18 protein-coding genes are annotated in these 20,006 nt (G+C 63.4%); 6 read left to right on the forward strand and 12 right to left on the reverse strand.

All coding sequences use genetic code 11. The annotated features are described in order from the left end of the window. Window positions 1–62 precede the first annotated feature (62 nt). The 7 genes from OH705_RS00755 to OH705_RS00785 form a co-directional block, all read right to left on the reverse strand. Entirely contained in the window at window positions 63–974 is a 912-nt protein-coding gene (locus OH705_RS00755; protein WP_038707068.1) for a response regulator, read from the reverse strand. A 162-nt stretch (window positions 975–1,136) separates the two neighbouring features. Further along, complete coding sequence (phoU, locus tag OH705_RS00760) at window positions 1,137–1,907, reverse strand: phosphate signaling complex protein PhoU (RefSeq protein WP_023630537.1); 771 nt, start codon at window positions 1,905–1,907, stop codon at window positions 1,137–1,139. 73 nt (window positions 1,908–1,980) lie between these two features. Further along, window positions 1,981–2,814: a phosphate ABC transporter ATP-binding protein PstB gene (gene pstB / locus OH705_RS00765; RefSeq protein ID WP_031315066.1), complete on the reverse strand. Its 834-nt coding sequence runs from the start codon at window positions 2,812–2,814 to the stop codon at window positions 1,981–1,983. Between the two features lie 72 nt (window positions 2,815–2,886). Further along, complete coding sequence (pstA, locus tag OH705_RS00770; protein ID WP_038707069.1) at window positions 2,887–4,557, reverse strand: phosphate ABC transporter permease PstA; 1,671 nt, start codon at window positions 4,555–4,557, stop codon at window positions 2,887–2,889. A gap of 17 nt (window positions 4,558–4,574) precedes the next feature. Beyond that, entirely contained in the window at window positions 4,575–6,863 is a 2,289-nt protein-coding gene (locus OH705_RS00775) for an ABC transporter permease subunit (RefSeq protein ID WP_267300586.1), read from the reverse strand. A gap of 143 nt (window positions 6,864–7,006) precedes the next feature. Continuing rightward, entirely contained in the window at window positions 7,007–8,005 is a 999-nt protein-coding gene (locus tag OH705_RS00780) for a phosphate ABC transporter substrate-binding protein PstS (RefSeq protein WP_023629870.1), read from the reverse strand. A 166-nt stretch (window positions 8,006–8,171) separates the two neighbouring features. After that, window positions 8,172–9,461: an MFS transporter gene (locus OH705_RS00785; protein ID WP_267300589.1), complete on the reverse strand. Its 1,290-nt coding sequence runs from the start codon at window positions 9,459–9,461 to the stop codon at window positions 8,172–8,174. Between the two features lie 362 nt (window positions 9,462–9,823). Between OH705_RS00785 and OH705_RS00790 the strand changes: the two genes are divergently transcribed. Next, window positions 9,824–10,222: an acyl-CoA thioesterase gene (locus tag OH705_RS00790; RefSeq protein WP_003253317.1), complete on the forward strand. Its 399-nt coding sequence runs from the start codon at window positions 9,824–9,826 to the stop codon at window positions 10,220–10,222. Window positions 10,223–10,295: 73 nt separating this feature from the next. Further along, a complete protein-coding gene (locus OH705_RS00795) occupies window positions 10,296–11,192 on the forward strand; it encodes a D-hexose-6-phosphate mutarotase (RefSeq protein ID WP_023629868.1) in 897 nt (298 codons plus the stop codon). A gap of 51 nt (window positions 11,193–11,243) precedes the next feature. Here the strand turns inward: OH705_RS00795 and OH705_RS00800 are convergent, their stop codons facing one another. The 5 genes from OH705_RS00800 to OH705_RS00820 all read right to left on the reverse strand — a co-directional run bounded on the left by OH705_RS00800 (window position 11,244) and on the right by OH705_RS00820 (window position 14,856). Continuing rightward, entirely contained in the window at window positions 11,244–11,777 is a 534-nt protein-coding gene (locus OH705_RS00800; RefSeq protein WP_267300592.1) for a DUF3299 domain-containing protein, read from the reverse strand. A 49-nt stretch (window positions 11,778–11,826) separates the two neighbouring features. Beyond that, complete coding sequence (locus OH705_RS00805; protein ID WP_023629866.1) at window positions 11,827–12,072, reverse strand: GlsB/YeaQ/YmgE family stress response membrane protein; 246 nt, start codon at window positions 12,070–12,072, stop codon at window positions 11,827–11,829. 96 nt (window positions 12,073–12,168) lie between these two features. Continuing rightward, the gene (locus tag OH705_RS00810; RefSeq protein WP_023629865.1) at window positions 12,169–13,251 is read right to left on the reverse strand and encodes a 5-(carboxyamino)imidazole ribonucleotide synthase; all 1,083 of its coding nucleotides are present in this window, start codon (window positions 13,249–13,251) and stop codon (window positions 12,169–12,171) included. 11 nt (window positions 13,252–13,262) lie between these two features. After that, window positions 13,263–13,754, reverse strand: coding sequence for a 5-(carboxyamino)imidazole ribonucleotide mutase (purE, locus tag OH705_RS00815; protein WP_031314848.1), 492 nt, complete (start codon window positions 13,752–13,754; stop codon window positions 13,263–13,265). A 172-nt stretch (window positions 13,755–13,926) separates the two neighbouring features. Beyond that, window positions 13,927–14,856: a LysR substrate-binding domain-containing protein gene (locus tag OH705_RS00820; protein WP_023629864.1), complete on the reverse strand. Its 930-nt coding sequence runs from the start codon at window positions 14,854–14,856 to the stop codon at window positions 13,927–13,929. A 181-nt stretch (window positions 14,857–15,037) separates the two neighbouring features. Here OH705_RS00820 and aspA point away from each other — a divergent pair, with 181 nt between their 5' ends. From aspA to OH705_RS00840, 4 genes are all read left to right on the forward strand, one after another. Further along, on the forward strand, window positions 15,038–16,462 hold the full coding sequence (gene aspA, locus OH705_RS00825; protein WP_031314847.1) for an aspartate ammonia-lyase: 1,425 nt from the start codon (window positions 15,038–15,040) through the stop codon (window positions 16,460–16,462). A gap of 263 nt (window positions 16,463–16,725) precedes the next feature. After that, window positions 16,726–17,718: an AraC family transcriptional regulator gene (locus OH705_RS00830; RefSeq protein ID WP_023629862.1), complete on the forward strand. Its 993-nt coding sequence runs from the start codon at window positions 16,726–16,728 to the stop codon at window positions 17,716–17,718. 113 nt (window positions 17,719–17,831) lie between these two features. Further along, window positions 17,832–18,872: a histone deacetylase family protein gene (locus OH705_RS00835; protein ID WP_267300597.1), complete on the forward strand. Its 1,041-nt coding sequence runs from the start codon at window positions 17,832–17,834 to the stop codon at window positions 18,870–18,872. A gap of 2 nt (window positions 18,873–18,874) precedes the next feature. Continuing rightward, the gene (locus tag OH705_RS00840; RefSeq protein WP_110604100.1) at window positions 18,875–19,978 is read left to right on the forward strand and encodes an extracellular solute-binding protein; all 1,104 of its coding nucleotides are present in this window, start codon (window positions 18,875–18,877) and stop codon (window positions 19,976–19,978) included. The last annotated feature ends 28 nt before the right edge of the window (window positions 19,979–20,006 follow it).

The following is a 20,006-nucleotide window of genomic DNA, read 5'->3' on the forward strand; positions in this document are numbered from 1 at the left end:
AACGTGGGAGGGGGCAAGCCCGCTCCCACTACATCCGCTGCGACGCGGTGCTCAAGTGGCCATCAGGCGCCAGGCGTGAAGTGCTTCTGCGCCGTGCCGCGGGCGATCAGTCGCGACAGGTAGTCGAGTTTCTGCGCATCCTGGTCGACGAACTTGAAGGTCAGCTGCAGCCAGTCGCTCTCAGGCTTGGGCTCCAGCGCCGCAATGGCGTGCAGGTAGCCGTTCAGACGCGCCGTTTCGGCGTTCTCACCTTGCTCCAGGTCCAGCACCGCGCCTTCGAGCACCTGTGGCAGATTAGTGCCGCGGCGCACCACCAGCAGGGCTTCCTTAAGGCTCAAGGCCTTGATCATGCACGGCTGGGTGCCACTGGACAGGCGCAGTTGGCCTTGGCCACGACCAGTCTGGGCCGCCGCAGCGGCAGTCTTCGGCGTGGGGGCGTTGATCAGAGGCTTGGCCGCCGCTGCCACTGGCGCAGCGGCGGGCGCGGTTACCTTGGCCGCGTCCGGACGACCACCGGTCAGGGCACTGAGCGAATCGTTGGCAAACGCCGAGTTGACCCGCGCCGGCGCGCTGGACATCAGGCTGTCGAGCTTGCCGATCTTGGTCAGCGACTTCTTCACCTTGGTCAGCAGCTGCTCGTTGGTGAACGGCTTGCCGACGAAGTCGGAAACGCCGGCCTGGATGGCCTGGATCACGTTCTCCTTGTCGCCACGGCTGGTCACCATGATGAACTGCATGGTCTTCATCTCTTCCTGCTGACGGCACCAGGTCAGCAGTTCGAGGCCGGACATCTCCGGCATTTCCCAGTCGCACAGGACCAGGTCGAAACGTTCCTTGCTCAGCATGGCCATGGCCTTGCGACCGTTGACCGCGTCCTCGATCACCATGCCAGGGAAGGCATTGCGCAGGCACTTCCTTACCAGATCGCGGATGAACGGGGCATCATCCACGACCAGCACATTCACTTTACTCATCGATACTCCTCTTGATCCCGGCTAGCATACCGCCGACTGATGGCCATTTGCCAAACCACTGGTCACGCCGGGACTTCTCACACGGTTCGCGGGTGCCTGCTGGTGCTCGACCGCAAACGAAAACGCCCGGCGGTTGCCGGGCGTTCATGCTCGGGAGCAATCTTATTTATCGTCCGGTTCAGCCGGAACATTAGCGATTTCGCCCTCATCGAACGCTTCGCCCTGCACCTCGGCCTTCATGCGCTTGAGGCCCATGTGGCGCACGTCGGTACCACGCACCAGGTAGATCACCAGCTCGGAGATGTTGCGTGCGTGATCGCCGATGCGCTCCAGCGAACGCAGGGCCCAGATCACGCTCAACACGCGGGAGATCGAGCGCGGATCTTCCATCATGTAGGTGACCAGCTCGCGCAGCGCCGTCTTGTACTCGCGGTCGATGGTCTTGTCGTACTGGGCCACCGACAGCGCCAGGTCGGCGTCGAAGCGGGCGAAGGCGTCCAGCGCGTCGCGGACCATGTTGCGCACCTGGTCGCCGATATGGCGCACCTCGACATAACCACGCGGCGACTCGCCTTCCTCGCACAGCTGGATGGCACGGCGGGCGATCTTGGTCGATTCGTCACCGATGCGCTCCAGGTCGATCACCGACTTGGAGATGCTGATGATCAGGCGCAGGTCGGAGGCCGCCGGTTGGCGACGGGCGAGGATGCGCACGCACTCCTCGTCGATGTTGCGCTCCATCTGGTTGATCTGTTCGTCGACCTCGCGCACTTGCTGGGCAAGGCCCGAGTCGGCCTCGATCAGCGCGGTGACGGCGTCGTTCACCTGTTTCTCCACCAGCCCGCCCATGGCCAGCAGGTGGCTGCGCACCTCCTCGAGCTCGGCGTTGAACTGCTGGGAGATGTGGTGGGTAAGGCTTTCTTTGTTGATCATCGTTTGGCTCCGCGAAGCAGCTGCAGGCTTCAAGTCGTTCGTGTCGTTCCCTGGCGTTCCTACCTTGCCGGTCTTAGCCGTAGCGACCGGTGATGTAGTCTTCGGTCTGCTTCTTCGCCGGGTTGGTGAACAGGGTGTCGGTATCACCGAATTCGACCAGTTTGCCCATGTACATGAAGGCGGTGTAGTCCGAAACACGGGCCGCCTGCTGCATGTTGTGGGTCACGATGACGATGGTGTACTTGGATTTCAGTTCGTAGATCAGCTCTTCGACCTTCAGCGTCGAGATCGGGTCCAGTGCCGAGCACGGCTCGTCGAGCAACAGCACTTCCGGCTCAACGGCAATGGTACGGGCGATCACCAGACGCTGCTGCTGGCCACCGGACAGGCCCAGCGCCGACTCGTGCAGGCGGTCCTTGACCTCATCCCACAGGGCCGCGCCCTTCAGCGCCCACTCGACGGCCTCGTCGAGCACGCGCTTCTTGTTGATGCCCTGGATACGCAGGCCGTAGACCACGTTCTCGTAGATGGTCTTGGGGAACGGGTTGGGCTTCTGGAACACCATGCCCACGCGGCGACGCAGCTCGGCCACGTCCTCGCCCTTGCGGTAGATGTTGTTGCCGTACAGGTTGATGGCGCCTTCGACACGGCAGCCGTCGACCAGGTCGTTCATGCGGTTGAAGGTGCGCAGCAGCGTGGACTTGCCGCAGCCGGACGGGCCGATGAAGGCGGTCACGCGCTGCTTGGGGATGTTCATGCTGACGTCGAACAGTGCTTGCTTGTCGCCGTAGAACAGGGACAGGCCGGGTACTTCGATGGCCACGGTCTCTTCAGCCAGGCGCAGGCTCTGCTTGTCGCGGCCCAGGGCCGACATGTCGATGCCGTGGGCGTGGGACTCATGCTGCATGGTCAACTCCATACGCTATCAATTCGTTTCAAAGGGCCGCCCGGCATCCGGGCGGCACGCTTGCAATCGGGATCAGTGGTCCAGGGCCTTGTACTTCTCGCGCAGGTGGTTACGGATCCACACCGCCGAGAGGTTGAGGGTGGCGATCACCAGCACCAGCAGCAGCGCGGTGGCGTACACCAGCGGCCGCGCGGCCTCGACGTTGGGGCTCTGGAAGCCGACGTCGTAGATGTGGAAGCCCAGGTGCATGATCTTCTGGTCCAGGTGCAGGTACGGGTAGTTGCCGTCAACCGGCAGCGATGGCGCCAGCTTCACCACACCCACCAGCATCAGCGGGGCCACTTCGCCGGCGGCGCGGGCCACGGCGAGGATCATGCCGGTCATCATGGCCGGGCTGGCCATCGGCAGGACGATCTTCCACAGCGTCTCGGCCTTGGTCGCGCCCAGCGCCAGCGAGCCTTCGCGTACAGTGCGCGGAATACGCGCCAGACCTTCCTCGGTGGCCACGATCACCACCGGCACGGCCAGCAGCGCCAGGGTCAGCGAAGCCCACAACAGGCCCGGCGTACCCAGCGTAGGTGCCGGCAGCGACTCGGGGAAGAACAGCCGGTCGATCGAGCCGCCCAGCACGTAGACGAAGAAGCCCAGGCCAAACACGCCGTAGACGATCGCCGGGACGCCGGCGAGGTTGTTCACGGCGATGCGGATCAGCCGGGTCACCGGGCCCTGCCTGGCGTATTCACGCAAGTAGACGGCAGCCAGTACGCCGAACGGGGTGACGATCACCGCCATGATCAGGGTCATCATCACGGTGCCGAAGATGGCCGGGAAGATACCGCCTTCGGTGTTGGCCTCACGCGGGTCGTCGCTGAGGAACTCCCACACCTTGGCGAAGTAGGCGCCCATCTTGGTAAAGCCCGACATGGCGTTCGGCTGAATGGCGTGGACCACCTTGCTCAGGTTGATCTCCACTTCGCGGCCGTTGCCGTCGCGTGCTACCAGGCTGTCGCGGGCGAACTCCTGATGCAGGCCGTTGAGGCGCTCTTCGATGGCCTTGTAGCGGTTGTTCAGCTCGGCGCGCTCGGCGTCCATGTCGGCCTGGGCGGCGGCGTCGAGCTTGCCGTCCAGTTCCAGCTTGCGGCTGTGCAGGCGCAGGCGCTCCAGGCCATGGTTGATGGCACCGATGTCCTTCTTCTCGAGCTTCACAAGCTGGTCGTTGAGTTGGCTGGCGCGCTTGAGGCGGGCCTGCAGCTCGTTCCAGGCTTCCGGCCCCTGAGCGACCACGCGGCCTTCTTCCTTGACGCTGACCAGATAGCCGTAGAAGTTGCCCCATTCGCGGCGCTCCAGGGCAATCAGGTCGGCAGGTTTCTGCTGGTCGACCAGCCACTCGCCGACCACCCAGGTGAAGTCGCTGCCGTTGAGGTCGCGGTTACCCACCTTGATCAGCTCGCGGGTCATGAACTCCGGGCCCTGGTCGGGCACCGGCAGGCCGGCACCCTTGAGGCGTTCGCGGGGCACTTCTTCCTTCTGCACCACTTCACCGATGACGATGTGGTCAGCCTGGCCGGGCACCTTGTAGGTGGCCTGGACCAGGTCGGCCGGCCAGAAGTGGCCCAGGCCGCGCACGGCGATCACGGCCAGCAGGCCGACGGTCATGATGACCGCCATGGCCACCGCGCCGCCACTGATCCAGACGCCGGGGGCGCCGCTCTTGAACCAGCCTTTGAGGGAATCCTTTTTCACGGATCTCTACCTTTCTATCAAAGCGACGAGTATTTCTTGCGCAGGCGCTGGCGAATCAGCTCGGCCAGGGTGTTCATCACGAAGGTGAACAACAGCAGCACGAGGGCGGCGAGGAACAGCACACGATAGTGGCTGCCGCCGACTTCCGATTCGGGCATTTCCACGGCCACGTTGGCGGCCAGGGTGCGCATGCCCTCGAACAGGTTCAGCTCCATCACCGGGGTGTTGCCGGTGGCCATCAGCACGATCATGGTCTCACCCACCGCACGGCCCATGCCGATCATCAGCGCCGAGAAGATGCCCGGGCTGGCGGTGAGGATGACCACGCGGGTCAGGGTCTGCCATGGCGTCGCGCCCAGCGCCAGCGAGCCCAGGGTCAGGCTGCGCGGCACGCTGAACACGGCGTCCTCGGCGATGGAGTAGATGTTCGGGATGACCGCGAAGCCCATGGCGATACCCACTACCAGGGCGTTGCGCTGGTCATAGGTGATCCCCAGATCATTGGTGATCCACAGGCGCATGTCGCCCGCGAAGAACCAGCTCTCGAGGAACGGACTCATGTACAGGGCAAACCAGCCAATGACCAGGATCACCGGGATCAGGATCGCCGCTTCCCAGCCATCGGGGATGCGCAGGCGGATCGACTCCGGCAGGCGGCTCCAGCTGTAGCCGGCAAGCAGGATACCGATCGGCATGATCAGGAACAGGCTGAACACGCCCGGCAGGTGGCCTTCGAGGTACGGCGCGAGGAACAGGCCGGCGAAGAAGCCGAGGATCACCGTCGGCATCGCTTCCATCAACTCGATCACCGGCTTGACCTTGCGGCGCATGCCCGGAGCCATGAAGTAGGCGGTGTAGATGGCGGCGGCGATGGCCAGCGGGGCAGCCAGGATCATCGCGTAGAACGCGGCCTTGAGCGTACCGAAGGTCAGCGGCGACAGGCTCAGCTTGGGTTCGAAGTCGGTGTTCGAGGCGGTCGACTGCCAGACGTACTTGGGCTCGTCATAGTTCTCGTACCAGACCTTGCCCCACAGCGCGCTGAACGAGACTTCCGGGTGCGGGTTCTTCAGGCTCAGCGGCAGCAGCGTGTTGCCTTGCTCGATGATGATGCGGTTGGCGCGCGGCGACAGGGCGAGGATGCCCGCGCCTTCGGCGACCGGCTCGACCAGCAGGGTGCGGTGCGCGGTGCTGTGGAACACGCCGAGCTTGCCTTCGCTGTCCAGGGCGATGAAGCCCTTGCGGCGCTCCTCGGCGTCGATCTGCACCACCGGGGCCTTGCCCAGCTGGAAGCTGCGGATCAACTTGAAGCGCGACTCGCCATCGGGGTCGCGGGCCATGAACCACTGGCTCAGGCCACCCTTGGAATCACCGAAGATCAGCGAGATGCCACCGACCAGCTGGGCGGTCGCGGTGATCTCGGCGTTGCCGTCCTCGAGCAGCTTGTAGCGGCCGTTGAGGCTCTTGTCGCGCAGGCTGAACACGTCGGCGGTGGCGCGACCGTTGACCACGTACAGCCACTGCTGGCGCGGATCGATGAAGATGTTCTTCACCACCTCGGTCATCTGCGGCAGTTCGATACGGTTCTGCTCGACAGTGACCTCGTCGGTCATCATGTTCTCGGTGCGCGACAGTTCGATCACCTGCAGGTGCGCACCGGTGGAACCGGCCAGCAACAAGGTGTCGCCGTTGACGTTGACGCTCACATGCTCCAGCGCGCGGCCTTGGTCATCCAGGGTGAACAGGTCCTGACCATAGGGGAAGTCGATGCCCGCCTCGATGGTCTTCTTGTTGTCCGGATAGGTGATCTTGTAGGTGTGGTGGAACACCAGTGCCTGGCCGTTGGACAGGCCCACCACCACCAGCGGGCTGCCCGGCTGGTCGGTGCTGATCGAGCTGACCTGGGCGCCGGCCGGCAGCGGCAGGTCGACGCGCTTCAGTTCGTTGCCGGTCTTGGTGTCGAAGAACAGGGCCTGGCCCTTGTCGGATACACGCATGCCCACGAGGTTCTGTTCCTCGAGGGCGATCAGCAGCGGTTTACCGGCGTCCTGCTGCAGCCAGGTCGGCTCCAGCGCCTTCTTGCTGGTAAGCGTGGCGCCTTGGAACAACGGCAGCACCACATAGGCCAGGTAGAAGAAGATCAGCGTGATCGCCGCCAGCACGGCGAGCCCGCCCACCAGGACGTACCAGCGGGTCAGGCGATCCTTGAGGGCGCGCAGGCGGCGCTTGCGTTGCAACTCGGGCGTATTGAAGTCAATGCGCACGGGAGGAGAATTTTGGGTCATTGTGGAGTTGGCCAGATCATTCATGCGCACACCCTAGCGGTCCCGTATGACAAAAACATGACAGTGCAGTGACGCAAAAAAGCCCGCCGCTCAGGAGCCCTGGCTTCGGACTAAGGAATTCGTGGAGGAGGCCGGCATTCTTTGGCACCGGCCTCATCCTCAGTTATTTACTTCTTTGCAACGTTACCCGCGTGGGACAGGCCCAGGTCGGCCAGGGTCTTGTCGACCACCTTGGCTGGCAGCGGGATGTAGCCGTCCTTCACGACAACTTGTTGGCCGGCCTGCGACAGCACCAGCTTGACGAACTCGGCTTCCAGCGGGGCCAGAGGCTTGTTCGGGGCCTTGTTGACGTAGACGTAGAGGAAGCGCGACAGCGGGTAGGTACCGTTCAGGGCGTTGGCTTCGTTGTCTTCGACGAACGCGCCGCCTTCTTTCTTGGCCAGGGCCACGGTCTTGACGCTGGCGGTCTTGTAGCCGATGCCCGAGTAGCCGATGCCGTTCAGCGACGAGCTGATCGACTGCACGACCGAAGCCGAGCCAGGTTGTTCGTTGACGTTAGGCTTGAAGTCGCCTTTGCACAGGGCTTCTTCCTTGAAGTAGCCGTAGGTGCCGGATACCGAGTTACGGCCGAACAGCTGAACTGGCTTGTTGGCCAGGTCGCCGGTCACGCCCAGGTCACCCCAGGTCTTGACGTCGGCTTTGCCACCGCACAGACGGGTGGAGGAGAAGATGGCGTCGACCTGGGCCATGGTCAGGCCTTTGATCGGGTTGTCCTTGTGAACGAACACGGCCAGGGCGTCAACGGCAACCGGAATGGCAGTCGGCTTGTAGCCATACTTCTGCTCGAACGCCTGCAGCTCGACGTCCTTCATCTTGCGGCTCATCGGGCCCAGGTTGGCGGTGCCTTCGGTCAGGGCGGGTGGCGCGGTCGAGGAACCGGCGGCCTGGATCTGAATGTTTACGTTCGGATATTCCTTCTTGTAGGCCTCGGCCCACAGGGTCATCAGGTTCGCGAGGGTGTCGGAACCGACGCTGGAGAGGTTGCCCGAAACACCGGTGGTCTTGGTGTAGGTCGGGATTGCAGGATCGACAGCGGCGACCGCATTGGCGGCAGCGACGCCAGCGGCGGCAAAGGTCAGGGCCGCCATCAAACGCTTCAGTTTCATGCCTTGCTCCTAGCAGGAATATCGTGGGTTGTGAGATGGAACGGGCCCAAGTATCTGCAGGCCGCATGAACACTCTATGACTCGAATGTGACAATTGGATGAAAGGCCATCACCGGTAACCGGGATGGCCTTTACAGGATGTTGCGGAGGGGACTTAGAGCGGGTTTCAGCGTTTGCGCGCGAGCAGATAGATGCCCACCAGCAGACCAACGGCGCACAGGCACGCCACGTAATAGGCGGGTGCCATCGGACTGAACTTGAGCAGCGCGGTCACCACCATCGGCGTCAGGCCACCGAAGATCGCGTAGGCGAGGTTGTAGGAGAACGACAGGCCGCTGAAGCGCACGACAGGCGGGAACGCCTTGACCATCACGTAAGGCACGGCGCCGACGATACCCACGCACAAGCCAGTCAGCGCATAGAGCGGGAACAGCAGGTCCGGGCGTGTCGGCAGGCTGTGGTAGAAGGCCCAGGACGACGCCAGCAGCGCCAGGCTGCCGACGATGAACACCCGCCCGGCACCGAAACGGTCGGCCAGGCTGCCAGCGCCGACGCAGCCCAGGCTGAGCAGCACGATGGCCAGGCTATTGGCCTTGAGCGAGTCGGTGGGGCTGACGTGGTAGAGGCTCTGCAGCAATGCCGGGGTCATGAGGATGATCACCACGATGCCGGCCGACAGCAGCCAGGTGAGCAGCATCGAGAGGATGATCGCGCCGCGATGATCACGCAGCACCGCGCGCAGTGGCAGCTCCTCGGCCAGGGCCTTGCGTGCCTGCATTTCGGCGAACACAGGGGTCTCATGCAGCCAGCGGCGCAGGTAGACCGCGAAGAAGCCGAACACCCCACCGAGCAGGAATGGAATACGCCAGGCGTAGTCCGCCACTTCCTCGGGGCTGTAGATCGTGTTGATCAGCGTCGCCACCAGCGAGCCAAGCAGAATGCCCGAGGTCAGGCCGGCGGTCAGGGTGCCGCAGGCATAGCCGGTGTTGCGCGCCGGCACGTGCTCGGAGACGAACACCCAGGCCCCCGGCACCTCGCCACCGATGGCCGCGCCCTGGATAACCCGCATCAACAGCAGCAGGATCGGCGCCCACAGGCCAATCTGCGCATAGGTGGGCAGCAGCCCCATCACCAGGGTCGGCACGGCCATCATGAAAATGCTCAGGGTGAACATCTTCTTGCGTCCGAGCAGGTCGCCGAAGTGGGCCATGACGATGCCGCCCAATGGCCGGGCGAGGTAGCCGGCGGCGAAGATGCCGAAGGTCTGCATCAGACGCAGCCATTCGGGCATGTCGGCCGGGAAGAACAGCTTGCCCACCACAGTGGCGAAGAACACGAAGATGATGAAGTCGTAGAACTCCAGGGCACCGCCCAGGGCGGACAGCGAGAGGGTCTTGTAGTCACTGCGGGACAACGGCCGGGACGGCTGCTCGATACTGCTCTGCACGGAGGTCATCGCTGTTCTTTCTCTTGTAGGTCTGCGGACCGCTTGGCATGCGGCTTCTGGATTGAATAGTCGGCGAAGATAGCAAATTGCCGAGCCGCGCTCATAGCGGTACAAAATCCATACAGATATTCATGAATGCACGGTCGTCGCTGGCTGTGCAGGTATATATACTGCCCGCTCGTAGGAAAAGGTTGCTTATCCTGAGGGATGTTGTGCGAAAACGTCGGTCATCGTTGTCAGACTGTTTCGCAGAGTTTCCCTGAGGCCGCCCCCTGAAGCGAAATCAGCGTAGTATGCGTGTTGCTGAATCGTTTTTACGGCGTCCGTTATTGCGCCACCAACGAAGCGTCACGGGTCAGAGGCCCCACGGCATGATTGAGCTCGAACAAGAAGATCCTATCCCGCAAGGCGACCTGGCCTTGCAGATCACCGCGCTGCCGCGCGAAACCAATGGTTTCGGCGATATCTTCGGCGGCTGGCTGGTCGCCCAGATGGACCTGGCCGGTACCGCCATGGCCAGCCGCGTCGCCGGAGGCCGAGTGGCCACGGTAGCCATCGATCGCATGGCGTTCCTGGTCCCGGTGGCCGTGGGCGCGCAGTTGTCCTTCTATACCCAGACCCTGGAAATCGGCCGCAGCTCGATCCAGATGATGGTCGAGGTATGGAGCGACGACCCGCTGTCCAGCGAATGGCGCAAGGTTACCGAGGCGGTGTTCGTGTTCGTCGCCATCGATGGCAGTGGTCGCACCCGCTCCGTACCTCGTCGCTGAGCCTGGCCAGCGGTAAACTCATTGCACGTCACCGGGTCCAACGGCCTGACAGACAATCAATGAGACGAACGCAATGGCTAACTTCACGGTCGAGACCGAGCTGCACGGCGAACTCAACTGCTGGCGCATCACCAGCGATCATGCCGAACTACTGATTGCCCAGCAGGGCGCCCAGGTTCTGAGCTATCAGCGCCTGGGCGAGCCTCCGCTGCTGTGGCTGAGCGACCAGGCCATCTTCCGCCAGGGCAAGTCGGTGCGTGCCGGCGCTCCCGTGTGCTGGCCGTGGTTCGGTATCTTCGAGCGCAATCCCGATACGGTCAAAGCCATGTTCAAGGGCGAGCAGCCGCCCGCCCACGGCCTGGTGCGTGGCCGTGACTGGCAGTTGTTGCGCGCCGAGGAACACGGCGACCACCTGCAGGTCGAGTTCGAATTGCCCGAAGCCCAGGGTGACCTGCCGGGTTGGCCTCATGAGGTCCAGCTCAAGCTCCTGGTAGAGCTGGGTGACCAGCTGAAGCTCACCCTCACCAGCTACAACCTCGGCAATACCGATGTCACCCTGAGCCAGGCGCTGCACAGCTACTTCGCCGTGAGCGATGTGCGCCAGGTGCAAGTGGAAGGCGTGGACGGGCTGGCCTACATCGAAACACTGGCCAATTGGGAACAGCGCAAACAGCAGGGCAACCTGGGTTTCGCGGGCGAGACTGATCGCATCTACCTGAACGCGCCCGATCGACTGGCGATTGTCGATCCGCACTGGAACCGACGCATCACCCTTACTGCTGGCGGCTCAAGCACCGCGGTGATCTGGAACCCCTGGACCGACCGCGCCCGCGACCTGCCGGACATGGCCGACGATGGCTGGCAGCGCATGCTGTGCATCGAGACGGCGAATGTGATGGATGACGTGGTGGTGCTCAAGCCAGGGGCGACTCATGCGATGAGCGTGGCAATCGGTAGCGAAGCGCTCTGAAATCGCTATCGCGGGGCGGCCCGACTTGCCCCGCGATACGCTCTGCCAGGCTCAGAGGTCCGCATCCTCCACCACCCTCACCTGCCCCGCCTCCAGTGCATAGGCCGCATCCGCCAAGTCATTGCTGACTTTCTCCACCTTCAAGGTGCCGGTCACCCACAGCGGCGTGTAGATGTCGTCGATCTTCAGCCCTTTCGGATACCGCACCAGCACCAGCTGGTTCGGTGGCGGCGGCGGTACATGGATGCACGCCCCTGGGTAAGGCACCAGGAAAAACAGCGTGCTGTTGCCTTTGGCATCGCTCTCCAGCGGCACCGGATAACCACCCAGGCGGATCTGCCTGCCGTTCATGGCGGCCACGGTCTTGGTCGAGTACATCACTGCCGGCAGGCCCTTGCTCTGCTTCAGCCCACCCTTGGCGGTGAAGGTGCCCAGGGCTTCCGGGGAGTTGTGGTCGATCTCGGGCATTTGCTCGAGCGCCTTCTGGTCCGACTTGGGCATCAGTTCCAGCCAGTCGGTCTCGGGCAGTTCGGCATGGGCCAGGGCGCTGGCCAGCAACAGGGGAATGAGGGATAACGCACGCATGGAAATGCTCGGCAACTCAGGATGAATTGCCGGGCATTCTAGCGGGAATTCAGCGTTTCTTGATGAAGCCGTAGATCACCAGCAGGATGATCGCGCCGACCAGGGCCCCGAAGAAGCCCGCGGCCTGCCCGGCCTGGTAGATGCCCAGGGCTTGTCCGCCGTAGGTGGCGGCCAGGGAACCGGCGATGCCGAGGAGAATGGTCATGATCCAGCCCATGCTGTCGTCACCCGGTTTCAGGAAACGCGCCAGCAGGCCGACGATCAGGCCGATGAAGATGGTTCCAATGATGCCCATGGCAATCCCTCTGTGATGAACATGAGACATGCCAAAGCCTAGTCAGCGCTTTGGCATGTTGCCATCTCAGAGCGGCAATGCCCGGCAGAAGTTCGATCAGCCGGCGATCAACGCCTCTACTTCGGCAATCTTGGCCTTCAAGGTGGCCATGTCCTGGCAGCGCAGGGTGGCGTGGCCAACCTTGCGCCCGACCTTGAATGCCTTGCCGTAGTGGTGCAGGTGGCAGTCATCGATGGCGACGACTTTCTCCACTGCTGGCACTTCGCCGATGAAGTTGAGCATGGCGCTTTCGCCGACCTTGGCGGTCGAGCCCAGCGGCAGGCCGGCCACGGCGCGCAGGTGGTTCTCGAACTGGCTGCACTCACTGCCTTCGATGGTCCAGTGCCCGGAGTTGTGCACACGCGGGGCGATTTCGTTGGCCTTCAGGCCACCGTCCACTTCGAAGAACTCGAAGGCCATAACGCCCACGTAGTCGAGTTTCTGCAGCACGCGGCCAACGTAGTCTTCGGCCAGGGCCTGCAACGGGTGCGCCTCGCTGGCCACCGACAGGCGCAGGATGCCGCTGTCATGGGTGTTGTGCACCAGCGGGTAGAAGCGGGTTTCACCGTCGCGGGCGCGCACGGCCACCAGCGACACTTCCCCGGTGAACGGCACGAAGCCTTCCAGCAGGCACGGCACGCTGCCCAGTTCGGCAAAAGTGTCGACCACGTCTTCGGGCTTGCGCAGGACCTTCTGGCCCTTGCCGTCGTAACCCAGGGTGCGGGTCTTGAGCACGGCCGGCAGGCCAATGCTTGCCACCGCGGCATCGAGGTCCGCCTGCGAGAGGATGTCGGCAAAGGCCGGGGTGGGAATCCCCAGATCGCGGAACATGCTCTTCTCGAACAGGCGATCACGGGCGATGCGCAGGGCCTCGGCGCTCGGATAGACCGGGACGAACTGCGAGAGAAAGGCCACGGTCTCGGCCGGCACGCTTTCGAACTCGAAGGTCACCAGGTCGACTTCGTCGGCCAGCTGGCGCAGATGGTCCTGGTCACCGTAGTCGGCACGCAGGTGCTCGCCCAGCGGCGCGGCGCAGGCGTCTGGTGCCGGGTCGAGGAAAGCGAAGTTCATGCCCAGCGGGGTGCCCGCCAAGGCCAGCATGCGGCCCAGTTGGCCACCACCGATTACACCGATCTTCATGGGTTTCAGCCTCAAGCCTGACGCGGGTCTGGATTATCCAGCACGGTGTCGGTCTGCTCGGTGCGGAACTGCTTGAGCGCCGCGTGGAACTGCGGGTGCTTGGCCCCGAGGATGCTCGCCGACAACAAGGCTGCGTTGATCGCGCCGGCCTTGCCGATGGCCAGGGTGGCGACCGGGACGCCAGCAGGCATCTGTACGATCGACAGCAGCGAATCAACACCCGAGAGCATCGACGATTGCACCGGCACACCGAGCACCGGCAGATGGGTCTTGGCGGCGCACATGCCCGGCAGGTGGGCGGCGCCGCCGGCGCCGGCGATGATCACTTCGATGCCGCGGCCTTCGGCCTCATCGGCGTACTGGAACAGCAGGTCCGGGGTGCGGTGGGCGGAAACCACCTTCACTTCGTAGGGAATGCCGAGTTTTTCCAGCATATCGGCGGTGTGGCTAAGGGTGGACCAATCGGACTTGGAGCCCATGATCACGCCAACCAGTGCACTCATCGTCGAGCCTCTTCGCTTGTGCGCCCGCAGGCGCGTCAAAAAACAACAAGCCACGCGGGACGACCGGCGTGGCTTGTTTGCTGATCATGACCGGAATCTATCCGGTCGAGGGGCCGCGCAGTATAGCGTAACGTTGCGCGGTCACGGCACCCCCGGCGACCAACTGTCGGCCTTATTTTTCGGGGGTTTGGCTGACTTTTGGGTCAACTGAACCGCCCTCCAGCTTGCGCCACAGCAAGCGCACGTTGGCCTTGCGCACCAAGGCGCAGCGATACAGGCGGATTTCCAGTGGCACATGCCACTGGCTGCCACCGCAGATCGCCAGCTCGCCACGCTCCAGTTCACCGCGCATCGACAGCTTCGGGACCCAGGCGATGCCCATGCCTTCGAGCGCCATGCTCTTGAGACTGTCGGCCATGGCCGTTTCATAGACAGTGGTATAGCGCAGGTTGCGCTGGCGCAGCAGCAGGTTGACCGACCGACCGAGGAAGGCGCCGGCGCTGTAGGCCAGCAAGGGCACGCTGGCCTCCCCCTCCAGGTCGAACAGCGGCTTGCCGTCGGGGCCCACGGCACACACCGGAAGCATTTCGGTATTGCCCATGTGCAGCGACGGGAAGATCTCGGCGTCCATCTGCAGCGCCGCGTCCGGGTCATAGAAGGCCAGCATCAGGTCGCAGCCGCCTTCGCGTAATGCATGCACCGCATCACCGACGTTGGTGGCGACCAGGCGCGTGGCGATGTTCAGGCCATCGTTGCGCAATTGCGCCACCCAGCGGGGGAAAAAGCCCGATGCCAAGGAGTGCGCGGCCGAGACCTGGATCACTTCGCCCTGACCGCCTTCAAGGTGATGTAAATGGCGGAGAACTTCGCTCAACTGGTCGACAACGGTGCGTGCAGTGACGAGAAACAGCTGCCCGGCCTCGGTCAGTTCGATGGGTGTGCGGGAACGATTCACCAAGGTCAACCCAAGCGCCGCTTCCAAGCTGCGTATGCGTCGGCTGAACGCTGGCTGGGTAACGAACCGGCGCTCGGCCGCTTGCGAGAAACTGCGGGTCGAGGCCAGGGCACTGAAGTCCTCCAGCCATTTGCTTTCGAGGTTCATCGACTACTCCGCACTGCGTGCACCAAAATGGAACACGCTCGATTGTCAATCGGCGTCACATCAAACCGTATGCCGTTTGCGCATAGGTTAGCGTGCAACAGCATTGGCCGCAAAATCTGGGCAGCCCTAGCATTGGCGCCATTCCGGCAGGTGCCGGGTCAAAATCGAGATGATATCCATCATGTCCTCCGCTGCATCGTTCCGCGTCGAAAAAGATCTGCTTGGTACCCTTGAAGTCCCTGCCGATGCCTACTACGGCATCCAGACTCTGCGCGCTGCCAACAACTTCCACCTCTCCGGTGTTCCGCTGTCGCACTACCCGAAACTGGTAGTCGGCCTGGCGATGGTCAAGCAGGCAGCTGCTGACGCCAACCGTGAGCTGGGGCACCTGAGCGATGCCAAGCACGCCGCGATCAGCGCAGCCTGCGCACGACTGATCAAAGGCGACTATCACGAGCAGTTCGTGGTGGACATGATTCAAGGCGGTGCTGGTACTTCCACCAACATGAACGCCAACGAAGTCATCGCCAACATCGCGCTGGAGGCCATGGGTCACCAGAAGGGTGAGTACCAGTACCTGCACCCGAACAACGATGTGAACATGGCGCAGTCGACCAACGACGCCTACCCGACCGCGATTCGTCTGGGTCTGCTGCTGGGCCACGACGCCCTGCTGGCTAGCCTCGACAGCCTGATCCAGGCCTTCGCTGCCAAAGGTAAAGAGTTCGACCACGTTCTGAAGATGGGCCGTACCCAGCTGCAAGACGCCGTGCCGATGACCCTGGGCCAGGAATTCCGCGCCTTCGCCACCACCATGACCGAAGACCTGCAGCGCCTGCGCTCGCTGGCTCCGGAACTGCTGACCGAAATCAACCTGGGCGGCACCGCCATCGGTACCGGCATCAACGCCGACCCGGGCTACCAGATGCTGGCCGTCCAGCGCCTGGCGATCATCAGCGGCCAGCCGCTGGTACCGGCTGCCGACCTGATCGAAGCCACCTCCGACATGGGCGCCTTCGTGCTGTTCTCCGGCATGCTCAAGCGCACCGCGGTCAAGCTGTCGAAGATCTGCAACGACCTGCGCCTGCTGTCCAGCGGCCCACGCACCGGCATCAACGAGATCAACCTGCCGGCGCGCCAGCCAGGCAGCTCGATCATGCCAGGCAAGGTCAACCCGGTTATCCCGGAAGCCGTCAACCAAGTCGCGTTCGCCATCATGGGCAACGACCTGGCCCTGACCGTCGCCGCCGAAGGTGGCCAGCTGCAGCTGAACGTGATGGAACCGCTGATCGCCTACAAGATCTTCGACTCGATCCGCCTGCTGCAACGCGCCATGGACATGCTGCGCGAGCACTGCATCGTCGGCATCACCGCCAACGAACAGCGCTGCCGTGAACTGGTCGAGCACTCGATCGGCCTGGTCACCGCCCTGAACCCATACATCGGCTACGAAAACGCCACCCGTATCGCCCGCGTCGCCCTGGAAACCGGCCGCGGCGTGCTGGAACTGGTGCGCGAAGAGAAGCTGCTGGACGAAGAGATGCTCAACGACATCCTGCGTCCGGAAAACATGATCGCTCCCCGTCTGGTTCCGCTGAAGGCTTAACCCAGACCGCTGCAAACAGTCTCACCAGGTCGAGGGACTAGACACCTCTCAACCTTTCAAGGGCCCGAGCGCATGCTACGGGCCCTTTTTTTATGCCTGCGAAATGCTGTTGATAGGGGAGCGGCCGTGGGAGCGGGCTTGCCCCGCGATATTGATGCGGGCCTCAACTACGCCATCGCGGGGCAAGCCTGCTCCCACGCCACGCCGCGTACCCGGCACACAACTTGCTCGGTAATGCTCCCCAGCTCAACGGGATGCCGAGCATGCTGCACAGCCACCTCACCACCCTCAACGCCGTTTCGCTGATCCTCCAGGTGTTCCAGGAAGACGGCGTGGACGCGCAGCACATGCTCGCCGGCAGCGGCATAGGCCCCGCAGACCTGGGCCACGCCGATGCGCGCATCACCACCCAGCAGGAACTGCAGGTCTGCGCCAACGCCGTGGCCCGGCGCCAGGACATCGGCCTGGAACTCGGCCGGCGCATGCACGTGTCGTGCTACGGCATGCTCGGTTACGCCCTGCTCTCAAGTGCCACTTTGGGTGACGCCCTGCGCCTGGCGCTGACCTTTCCGGCACTGCTGGGAACAGTCTTTCAGCTGCGCCTGGTGGACGATGGCCAGCGCGTGTGGCTCAGCGCCAGCGACCATTACGACGCGCCTGGGCTGGCCGCCTTCAATGCCGAATTCTGCCTGCTGTCGCTGAAAGTGATCTGCGATGACCTGCTCGGCCGCCAACTACCGTTGCTGGCGGCGCGTTTCGAACACCCGCGCCCGGGCTACCACGCGCTCTATGACCCTGCATTCCAGTGCCCACTCGGCTTCGGCGCCAGCGACAATGCCTTCGCTTTCGAACGACACTGGCTGGACATGCCCCTGCCCCTGGCCGACCCGATCACCCACAAGGCGATGGGCGAACGCTGCCGGCGCCTCAACCTGGAGTTCACCGGCCGCCAAGCTTGGCTGGGGCGGATCCGCCAGCTGCTTCTGCGACAACTGGATGCCGCGCCTGGGCTGGAAGGCTTGGCACGGCAGATGAACTGCTCGTCGCGCACACTGCGCCGGCATTTGCAGGCGCTGGGCAGCAGTTATCAACAGCTCCTCGACGAGCTGCGCTTCGAGCGGGCCAAGCAGTTGCTGGCCGAGGACCAGATGCCGATCTACCGCATTGCCGAAACATTGGGGTTCAGCGAGACCGCGAGCTTCCGACATGCCTTCCAGCGCTGGAGCGGCGTGGCGCCAAGCCATTTTCGCGGTTGACCGGTTACGGACGGCTTGGCCACATCGATCCCCTTTTGGCCGTTTGCGACGTTCTCCAGTACCGGGCAGTCCGTAAAAATGGCTCCACGCCAGTGAATACGGAGAACAACAACGTGCTGACGATCTATTCCGATGATCACCGCCTGCACCATGGCCGCTGCGAGCTCATCGACGGCAAGCTGATGCCCTGTTTCGAAATGCCGTCGCGCGCCGACCACGTCCTGGAGCGCGTCAAGCAGCGCAACCTCGGGCCCGTGCAAGGCCCCGCCGACTTTGGCCGCGCGCCGCTGCAGCGCATCCACAGCGCCGACTACCTGAATTTCTTCGAAGGCGCCTGGGCCCGTTGGGCCGCACTTGGCCAGGAAGGTGACCTGCTGCCGTTCACCTGGCCGGCGCGCACCCTGCGCCAGGTCAAACCCAGCGGCCTGCACGGCGAGCTCGGTTATTACAGCTTCGACGCCGGCGCACCGATCACCGCCGGCACCTGGCAGGCCGCCTACAGCGCCGCCCAGGTCGCCCTGACCGCCCAGGCCGCGATCCAGCAAGGCGCCCATGCCGCATTCGCCCTGTGCCGGCCACCAGGGCACCACGCCGCAGGCGAAGTGATGGGGGGTTACTGCTACCTCAACAACGCAGCCATTGCCGCCCAGGCCTTCATCGACCACGGCCGGCGCAAGGTAGCCATCCTCGACGTCGACTATCACCACGGCAACGGTACGCAGGACATTTTCTACACCCGCAACGACGTGTTCTTCGCCTCGATCCACGGCGACCCGCAGGACGAGTTCCCGTTCTTCCTCGGCTACGCCGACGAGATCGGCGAAGGTGCCGGCGAAGGCTGCAACATCAACTACCCGCTGCCTGCCGGCAGCGACTGGGCAGCCTGGAGCGCAGCCCTCGAAGACGCCTGCCAGCGCATCGCCACCTTCGATGCCGATGTGCTGGTGATCTCCCTTGGCGTGGATACCTTCAAGGACGACCCCATCTCCCAGTTCAAGCTCGACAGTCCCGACTACCTGGCGATGGGCAAGCGCATCGCCCAGCTGGGCAAGCCGACCTTGTTCGTGATGGAGGGCGGCTACGCTGTGGAGGAAATCGGCATCAACGCGGTCAATGTGCTGGAAGGCTTCCAGCAGGCCCAGCCAGGAGCGTGAACATGACCCGACTCAAACGTCTGCTCGCCCCGCTCGTCGCCGCCGGCCTGTTCGCTGGCGCACTGCAGGCACACGCCGAACAGCGTACCCTGCGGGTATACAACTGGTTCGACTACATCACCCCGCAAACCCTGGTCGACTTCCAGAAGGACAGCGGGGTCAAGCTGATCTACGACATCTTCGACACCAATGAAGCACTGGAAGCCAAGCTGCTCACCGGCAACTCCGGCTATGACGTGGTGGTGCCGTCCAACGTGTTCCTCGCCAAGCAGATAGAAGCCGGCGTGTTCCAGCCCCTCGATCGGGCGAAGCTGCCCAACTGGCAACACCTTGACCCGGCACTGATGAAGCTGATCGAGGCCAATGACCCCGGCAACAAGTTTGCCGTGCCTTACATGTACGGCACGGTGCTGATCGGCTTCAACCCGGCCAAGGTCAAGGCGGTGCTCGGCGACGACGCACCGGTGGACAGCTGGGACCTGATCTTCAAGGAAGAGAACATCGCCAAGCTCAAGCAGTGTGGCGTGGCGCTGCTTGATTCGCCGTCGGAGATCCTGCCGCTGGCGCTGTCGTACCTGGGCCTGGACCCCAACAGCGGCAAGCCGGCCGACTATCAGAAAGCCCAGGACCTGCTGCTGAAGATCCGCCCGCATGTAACCTACTTCCACTCGTCCAAGTACATGGCCGACATCGCCAATGGTGATATCTGTGTGGCGGTGGGCTACTCGGGCAGCTTCTCCCAGGCCGCGAATCGGGCTCGTGAAGCGAAGAACGGCGTGGTGGTGGACATGCGCCTGCCGAAGGAAGGCGCGCCGATCTGGTTCGACATGCTGGCGATCCCCAAGAACGCCGCCAACCCGGAAGATGCCCACACATTCATCAATTACCTGTTGCGACCAGAAGTGATCGCACCGATCAGCGACTTCGTCGGCTACCCGAATCCGAACAAGGATGCGACCGACAAGGTCAGCCCGGCGATCCGCAACAATCCAAACCTGTACCCGACGGCGGAGGCAATGGCCAAGTTGTACACGCTCAAGCCGTTGCCACGGGATGCCGAGCGGGCGCGGACGCGGGCCTGGACCAAGATCAAGTCGGGGACCTGATGTTTTTGGGGCTGCAGAGCGGCCCCAT

This window comes from Pseudomonas sp. BJa3 (assembly GCF_026343815.1).
In the GTDB taxonomy this organism is placed as follows: Bacteria; Pseudomonadota; Gammaproteobacteria; order Pseudomonadales; family Pseudomonadaceae; genus Aquipseudomonas; species Aquipseudomonas soli.

Coding starts and splice junctions, on each gene's coding strand:
- OH705_RS00775 (WP_267300586.1), bottom strand. CDS start 6,863: ATGAATGATCTGGCCAACTCCACAATGACCCAAAATTCTCCTCCCGTG.
- pstB (WP_031315066.1), bottom strand. CDS start 2,814: ATGCAGCATGAGTCCCACGCCCACGGCATCGACATGTCGGCCCTGGGC.
- aspA (WP_031314847.1), top strand. CDS start 15,038: ATGTCCTCCGCTGCATCGTTCCGCGTCGAAAAAGATCTGCTTGGTACC.
- purE (WP_031314848.1), bottom strand. CDS start 13,754: ATGAGTGCACTGGTTGGCGTGATCATGGGCTCCAAGTCCGATTGGTCC.
- OH705_RS00785 (WP_267300589.1), bottom strand. CDS start 9,461: ATGACCTCCGTGCAGAGCAGTATCGAGCAGCCGTCCCGGCCGTTGTCC.
- OH705_RS00820 (WP_023629864.1), bottom strand. CDS start 14,856: ATGAACCTCGAAAGCAAATGGCTGGAGGACTTCAGTGCCCTGGCCTCG.
- OH705_RS00800 (WP_267300592.1), bottom strand. CDS start 11,777: ATGCGTGCGTTATCCCTCATTCCCCTGTTGCTGGCCAGCGCCCTGGCC.
- OH705_RS00810 (WP_023629865.1), bottom strand. CDS start 13,251: ATGAAGATCGGTGTAATCGGTGGTGGCCAACTGGGCCGCATGCTGGCC.
- phoU (WP_023630537.1), bottom strand. CDS start 1,907: ATGATCAACAAAGAAAGCCTTACCCACCACATCTCCCAGCAGTTCAAC.
- OH705_RS00790 (WP_003253317.1), top strand. CDS start 9,824: ATGATTGAGCTCGAACAAGAAGATCCTATCCCGCAAGGCGACCTGGCC.
- OH705_RS00830 (WP_023629862.1), top strand. CDS start 16,726: ATGCTGCACAGCCACCTCACCACCCTCAACGCCGTTTCGCTGATCCTC.
- OH705_RS00780 (WP_023629870.1), bottom strand. CDS start 8,005: ATGAAACTGAAGCGTTTGATGGCGGCCCTGACCTTTGCCGCCGCTGGC.
- OH705_RS00805 (WP_023629866.1), bottom strand. CDS start 12,072: ATGGGCATCATTGGAACCATCTTCATCGGCCTGATCGTCGGCCTGCTG.
- OH705_RS00795 (WP_023629868.1), top strand. CDS start 10,296: ATGGCTAACTTCACGGTCGAGACCGAGCTGCACGGCGAACTCAACTGC.
- OH705_RS00840 (WP_110604100.1), top strand. CDS start 18,875: ATGACCCGACTCAAACGTCTGCTCGCCCCGCTCGTCGCCGCCGGCCTG.
- OH705_RS00755 (WP_038707068.1), bottom strand. CDS start 974: ATGAGTAAAGTGAATGTGCTGGTCGTGGATGATGCCCCGTTCATCCGC.